Origin of the sequence: Chroococcidiopsis sp. CCALA 051 (assembly GCF_003015105.1) — a bacterium.
Classification (GTDB): domain Bacteria; phylum Cyanobacteriota; class Cyanobacteriia; order Cyanobacteriales; family Chroococcidiopsidaceae; genus Chroococcidiopsis; species Chroococcidiopsis thermalis.
On record NZ_PYCI01000218.1, the window covers coordinates 1 to 6,685 of the forward strand.

A 6,685-nucleotide genomic window follows, 5' to 3' on the forward strand; every position below is an offset into this window, starting at 1 on the left:
ATCCCTACTCGTGCGCTCCTCAAAAAATGAGACAATAACAAGGGCAGCGCTCAATGTCAAACATGGCAACCAAACCGAAAATTATTGTCCTCGATGACGATCCTACAGGCTCTCAAACCGTCCACAGTTGCTTGTTGCTAACGCGGTGGGATGTCGATACTTTGCGGCTGGGGTTGCAAGATGACGCACCAATTTTCTTCGTGCTGACAAATACGCGATCGCTACCTCCCGATAAAGCTGCAACTGTGACTAGGGAAGTCTGTCACAATTTAAAACTTGCTTTGGCAGCGGAAGAAATTACAGATTTCCTCATCGTCAGTCGTTCTGATTCTACATTACGGGGACATTACCCGATTGAAACTGACGCGATCGCTGAAGAACTGGGACCTTTTGACGCACATTTTCTAGTTCCAGCTTTTTTTGAAGGCGGACGAGTCACCCGCGATAGCGTGCATTACTTAATTGTGGATGGCGTTCCCACTCCAGTTCATGAAACCGAATTTGCGCGCGATTCTGTCTTTGGTTATACATACAGTTATTTACCCGACTATGTGGAAGAAAAAACCAAAGGACGGATTCCCGCACTTTCAGTAGAAAGGTTTTTACTCTCAGAGATTCGCAGTGGTACAGATATTACGAATAATTTCTCCACTTTAGAAAGATTAATGCAGCTTCAGGGGAATCGATGCGTTGTCGTTGATGCAGAGACGCAAGACGATCTCAATCGCTTTGCTACCAACGTCCGTAACGCCGCTAGCCAGGGAAAGCGCTTTTTGTTTCGCAGTGCAGCTAGCTTATTGACGGCTTTAGCAGCTCTACCAACTCAACCGATTCCGGCTGAAGCGATGTCTCGATACGTACGGGGTGGAAAGCCAGGTGCAGTTATTGTAGGTTCTCACGTCAAGAAGACGACTCAACAGTTAGAACGATTGCTGCAAGAAACCGATATTGTCGGTATTGAAGTTGATGTAGCTCATTTGTTAGAAGATTCTGCAACTCAAAAGCAGCAATTACGCGATCGCACTTTAGAAAAGATTAACTCCGTTCACAACTCTGGAAAAACTCCAGTTGTTTATACTAGCCGTAAAGAATTAGTCTTTCCAGATATGCAAACTCGCCTGCAATTTGGCGCGGATGTTTCAGCTCTGTTGATGGATATAGTCAAAGGTTTACCGTCAGACATTGGGTTTTTAATTAGCAAGGGTGGAATCACTTCCAACGATGTTTTAAGTGACGGACTCGCCCTGACTTCTGCGCGATTATTGGGGCAAATTTTAGCTGGTTGCTCGATGGTACGCACACCAGTCGATCATCCACAATTTCCTAATCTACCTGTAGTTTTATTTCCTGGGAATGTTGGCAATACCGATGCGTTAGCCACAATTTATCGCCGTCTGGTAACGGTAACTTAAAAGAACGAAGCATTACATCTCAGCGCCAGATTTAGCGACAGTGAAGCGAATTATTCTTTCTCTAGCAGCATTAACTTTTATCGCAGCTGCAATAGCCCTATTGAACGGCTCGATTCTACCCAGAAAGCCTGACGAGGTATCGCGATGTCCGCGCGAAGCCTTGACGAGATCTGATACTAAGAGCGATCGCATACATCCCGAAAAAGTCGTCGTCAGACCCTGGAAAGGTCGGCATCAAGTCTATGCTATTTTTGTACTCCCTGATGACTATGAGATAGACAATGCTGTTGTCGTCAGCATTGAGGGAGAGATGACTTACTGTGCTAGTAAACCCGCCAGAGTTAAGGTAGATGAATTTCAAGGAGTCTATGCCAAACCTGGAGAAGATATATTTGTCGCACGCTTCAGAACTCGAACCGCTAGCTGGCTGATTGCCCAAGGTAAAGTAGAAGCACTAAAACAACCGCACAATTGGAGCTTGAGGAAATAAAAATCGCCTGTTCCCTGCTCCCTACTCCCTGCTATACAAATAAAAAGCACCCCTCAACTCTGAAAGGCGCTCTTTACATTTATGGAGAGACACGCGCGATCGCATCTCGGCTATTAGCTATTGAATTAACCGTTGATAACAGGAGCGGTTAAAGCAACTGGAGTAGCTTCACCACTAGCCAAGTCGAGTGGGAAGTTGTGAGCGTTACGCTCGTGCATCACTTCCATACCCAGGTTAGCGCGGTTGAGTACGTCAGCCCAGGTGTTAACTACGCGACCTTGGGAATCAAGCACAGATTGGTTGAAGTTGAAGCCGTTGAGGTTGAACGCCATGGTGCTGATCCCTAATGCAGTGAACCAGATACCGACGACGGGCCAAGCACCTAAGAAGAAGTGTAAGGAACGGCTGTTATTGAAGGAAGCATATTGGAAGATCAGACGACCGAAGTAGCCGTGTGCGGCAACGATGTTGTAGGTTTCTCCTTCTTGACCGAATTTGTAACCGTAGTTTTGAGATTCGGTTTCGGTAGTTTCGCGTACCAGAGAAGAGGTCACGAGAGAACCGTGCATTGCACAGAATAGAGAACCACCAAATACAGCTGCTACACCTAACTGGTGGAAGGGGTGCATCAGGATGTTGTGTTCGGCTTGGAACACCAACATGAAGTTGAAAGTTCCAGAGATCCCCAGAGGCATTCCATCAGAGAAGGAGCCTTGTCCGAGTGGGTAGATTAAGAAAACTGCGGTAGCAGAAGCTAAAGGAGCGCTGTAAGCGACGCAGATCCAAGGGCGCATACCCAGGCGGTAGGACAACTCCCACTGACGACCCATGTAGCAGAAACAACCGATCAAGAAGTGGAAGATTACCAGTTGGTAAGGACCACCGTTGTATAGCCACTCATCTAAAGAAGCAGCTTCCCAGATCGGATAGAAGTGTAAACCGATCGCGTTAGAAGAAGGCACAACTGCACCAGAGATGATGTTGTTGCCGTAAATTAATGAACCTGCAACGGGTTCGCGGATGCCATCAATGTCTACTGGAGGAGCAGCAACGAAAGCAATGATGAAGCAGATGGTAGCGGATAGCAACGTAGGAATCATCAATACACCGAACCAACCTACATAAATGCGGTTTTCAGTGCTGGTGATCCAGTTGCAGAACCGATCCCACAGGCTGGAGCTGCGCTCGCGCTGTAATGTGGTTGTCATAGTTCTATAATTGCTGGTTTGAACTGTTAATGAACTGATAATTAAATTTTAGGCAGTATGTTTACCACCTGTATTGAAGATTAACGTTAGGAATTGATTTTTGTAAAGGTTTTTTAGTTTAATTTTTGTTTTTTCGGCAATGAAAGAGCGAGAATGGCAAATTACAGTAATAGCTACAATTTTTGTAAATTTATATTTAATCGACTGAAGAATTTTTAACTCTTCTTTACATCAAGTTCTCCGGATTAATTGTATCTAAATGTAAAAATGAGTATAAATAATTTAATCAAGAAATGTTAATTACAAATTGGTAGTTGGTTATTAGTTGTTGGCTGACTGATAACTGCTCCCTACTGCCTACTCCCTACTCCCTGCTCGTCCCTGCTCCCTGCTCGTCCCTGCTCGTCCCTGCTCCCTGATTATGACTGGTACTGTCACCTATAGCCCTGCTTATACCTTAGTTCCAACTTACGAATGCTTTAATCGCTGTAGTTACTGCAACTTTCGTATCGCTCCCGGTCAAAGTCCTTGGATGACACTAGAATCAGCAGCAAAGATGCTGAGGGGACTGCAACAGCAAGGCGTATGCGAGATCTTAATTTTAAGCGGTGAAGTGCATCCGCGATCGCCCCGTCGAAATGCTTGGTTTGAAAGAATTTACCAGTTGTGCGAACTTGCTTTGAAGCTGAGTTTTTTACCCCATACCAATGCTGGACCATTAAGTTTTGCGGAAATGGAACGCCTCAAAAGCGTGAATGTTTCGATGGGATTGATGTTGGAACAATTGACACCAGAATTGTTAAAAACGGTACATCAACATGCACCTAGTAAAATGCCCCAATTAAGATTGCAACAGTTAGAATGGGCGGGAAAATTACAGATTCCGTTTACGACTGGGTTATTACTAGGAATAGGAGAAACCGAAACAGATTGGTGGGATACATTAGAGGCGATCGCATCATTACACCAACGTTGGGGACACATTCAAGAAGTCATTTTGCAGCCTCACAGTCCTGGGAGTCAGCAAAGCTTCGACGCACCAGCTTTTAACCCGCATCAACTGCCAGAAGTTATTACTCAAGCCAGAGAAATTTTACCTTCAGATATTACGATTCAAATTCCCCCGAATTTAGTACTAGATCCGCAATGGTTATTAGCCTGTATAGAAGCTGGTGCTAGAGATTTAGGCGGAATTAGTCCTAAAGATGAAGTTAACCCCGATTATCCTCATCTTTCTGCACCAAAATTAATCAAAATTCTAGAACCCGCCGGATGGCAACTCGTACCGCGACTACCTGTATATTCTCAATATGACAACTGGCTGACACCACAGTTGCAAATGGCTGTGAAACAATGGCGAACAGAATTTTCCCAGAATTTAGCCTTAAAATTGCTCTGAACGAAGTAAGTCAAAAGTGAAAAGTCAAAAGTCAAAAAGGAAAAATGTAGTTCTAGTAAGGCTTTTTGCTTCTGCCTGTATGCGAATTAATTGTGAAACAACCTATAAATTTTGAGTTTATGGTACAGAAGTCCTTAATTGACAACCTTTACAACGCTTTTCACCCGTTTCAACCATTAGCCGCAGGCGACCTGACTTATGTTGATTGTCGGGAAGTGCGAGGGGATGGAGATATTCTCGTAGATTTGGGTATCCGGCTTCAGCGTTCTGACCAGAAAACCTGTCAGCTTTATTCTGGTCATCGGGGTGCTGGGAAATCTACAGAGTTGCTGAGGTTGAAGCAAGATTTAGAGCAGCAGAATTTTTACGTTGTCTATTTTGCCGCCGATGAGGAAGATATTGAAGCAAAGGACGCTCAGTATACTGATATTCTCCTCGCCTGTACCCGCCATATTTTAGAAGATCTGAAAAATAGTGCCGATCCTAATCCACTGTTGAACTGGTTGAAAAGCCGCTGGCAAGAATTAAGGGATTTAGCACTGACTGACGTATCGCTTGAGAAGATGAGTGTTGAGGGACAAATTTCTCAATTTGCCAAGCTAACTGCAAATTTAAGAGCGGAACCAACACTGCGCCACAAAATTCGGGAGAAAGTCAATCCTCAGACTGATACCTTAATTAAGGTTTTGAATCAGTTTCTATCAGAAGCGAAAAAGCACCTACCGAATGGTTGTACTCAGCTAGCCGTGATAGTGGATAATTTAGACCGGACTGCACCAATTATCTAAGAAAACGGAGAAACCAACCATGAAGAAATTTTTATCAACCGTAGCGAACAACTAACAGATTTAGATTGCCACTTAATTTATACTGTCCCCATATCACTAGTTTACTCCCGCCGCAGTAGCGACTTGAGAGAAATTTATAGCGATACTCAAGTTTTGCCTATGGTTATGGTGCGAACTGACGCTGGAGAAATCTACAATCCAGGACTAGAGAAAATCAAAGAAGTGATTTGTAGGCGAGTTGAGCAGTTTGCACCAAATTTATCTTTGGAAACGGAAATTTTTGATAGTTCAGAAACTTTAAACCAACTCTGTCTGATGAGTGGAGGTCATGTAAGGAATTTGCTATTGTTAACTCAAGACGCGATCGGACGCACGCAAGAGTTACCAATTTCTGTGCAAGCAGTACGACGAGCAGTTACTCAAGCACGAGATACCTACCGTCGAACAGTGGAACAGGAACAATGGGATTTGTTGGCTGAAGTTTTTCGTTCTAAACGTGTAGTCAACGATGATAAGTACAGAAGTTTGTTGTTTAATCGCTGTCTTCTAGAATATCGTTATGTGGATGATGAGGGCGAGATTAGGCGCTGGTGCGATGTTCGTCCGTTGATTAAAGGAATTGAAGAATTTAAAGAAGCTGTGGCGCAGAATCAGCCATGACATTAGAATCAGTTAATTGGGACGAAGATTTATCCTCCGATCCAGAGGAAGAATATCAAGCCTTAGTACGCACTTTGAGGCGCAAAAACGGCTTTGGTTTGTTCTTTGTCCGGTGTTCGCCTGCTGAAGGCGATCGCTTGTTTGCAAGAGTTAAAACAGATCTTTTCCAGAAAAAAGTGGAATTTTTGCAATTTGAAAAACCAATTGATAATTTATATGAAATCGTTGCTAATTTACCAAATAGAGAGCAAATAAATATCTTATTTATTCAAGGTTTAGAATATTCATTTTATGCATATGAAAATTTAAACTTTAGTGAAAATAGCGATCGCTATAACTATAACTGGAAAGGCGTACCGCAAATTTTAAATCACTTAAACCAGCAACGAGAGAGATTTAGAGACGACTTTAATAATATCTGTTTTGTTTTTCTCTTACGTTCATTTTCCATAAAATATTTTATTCGCCGCGCTCCAGATTTTTTCGATTGGCGCTCTGGAATATTTGAATTTTCCACAGTTCGACGAACCGTAGAACAAGAATTATCGCGTATTCTATCAGAAGGTGATTATCAGAAGTATCTTGACCTAACTCCAGAAGAACGAATCCAAAAAATAATCACGATTCAAGAGTTGCTTGAAGAAGATTTTCAGAGACTGTCTCTAAAGGATCATGAAGTTGTAGTATGAGATTGTGCTAATCGTTTTAGCATCAATCGAATCATGACT

General features: G+C 43.1%; 5 protein-coding genes and 1 pseudogene. 5 read left to right on the forward strand and 1 reads right to left on the reverse strand.

Features of this window, described 5'->3' with window-relative positions; genetic code table 11:
* The first annotated feature begins 62 nt into the window (after window positions 1-62).
* Both C7Y66_RS29570 and C7Y66_RS29575 read left to right on the forward strand, forming a co-directional pair.
* Window positions 63-1,412, forward strand: a complete 1,350-nt coding sequence (locus C7Y66_RS29570; RefSeq protein WP_106548273.1) for a four-carbon acid sugar kinase family protein — start codon at window positions 63-65, stop codon at window positions 1,410-1,412.
* Window positions 1,413-1,452: 40 nt separating this feature from the next.
* Entirely contained in the window at window positions 1,453-1,902 is a 450-nt protein-coding gene (locus tag C7Y66_RS29575; protein ID WP_015156270.1) for a hypothetical protein, read from the forward strand.
* A 125-nt stretch (window positions 1,903-2,027) separates the two neighbouring features.
* Here the strand turns inward: C7Y66_RS29575 and psbA are convergent, their stop codons facing one another.
* Window positions 2,028-3,110: a photosystem II q(b) protein gene (gene psbA / locus C7Y66_RS29580; RefSeq protein ID WP_015156271.1), complete on the reverse strand. Its 1,083-nt coding sequence runs from the start codon at window positions 3,108-3,110 to the stop codon at window positions 2,028-2,030.
* 421 nt (window positions 3,111-3,531) lie between these two features.
* On the opposite strand from psbA, the gene cofG reads away from it, so the two are divergent.
* The 3 genes and pseudogenes from cofG (at window position 3,532) to C7Y66_RS29595 (ending at window position 6,646) form a co-directional block, all read left to right on the forward strand.
* Window positions 3,532-4,509 (forward strand): 7,8-didemethyl-8-hydroxy-5-deazariboflavin synthase subunit CofG, encoded by a 978-nt coding sequence (gene cofG, locus C7Y66_RS29585; protein ID WP_106548274.1) that lies wholly within the window; start codon window positions 3,532-3,534, stop codon window positions 4,507-4,509.
* A 119-nt stretch (window positions 4,510-4,628) separates the two neighbouring features.
* A pseudogene (locus tag C7Y66_RS33625) lies at window positions 4,629-5,957 on the forward strand (ATP-binding protein).
* Window positions 5,954-6,646 carry a hypothetical protein gene (locus C7Y66_RS29595; protein WP_106548275.1) on the forward strand — a complete coding sequence of 231 codons (693 nt, stop codon included), beginning with the start codon at window positions 5,954-5,956 and terminating at the stop codon, window positions 6,644-6,646. The pseudogene C7Y66_RS33625 and the gene C7Y66_RS29595 overlap by 4 nt, the downstream one beginning before the upstream one ends.
* Window positions 6,647-6,685: the final 39 nt, after the last annotated feature.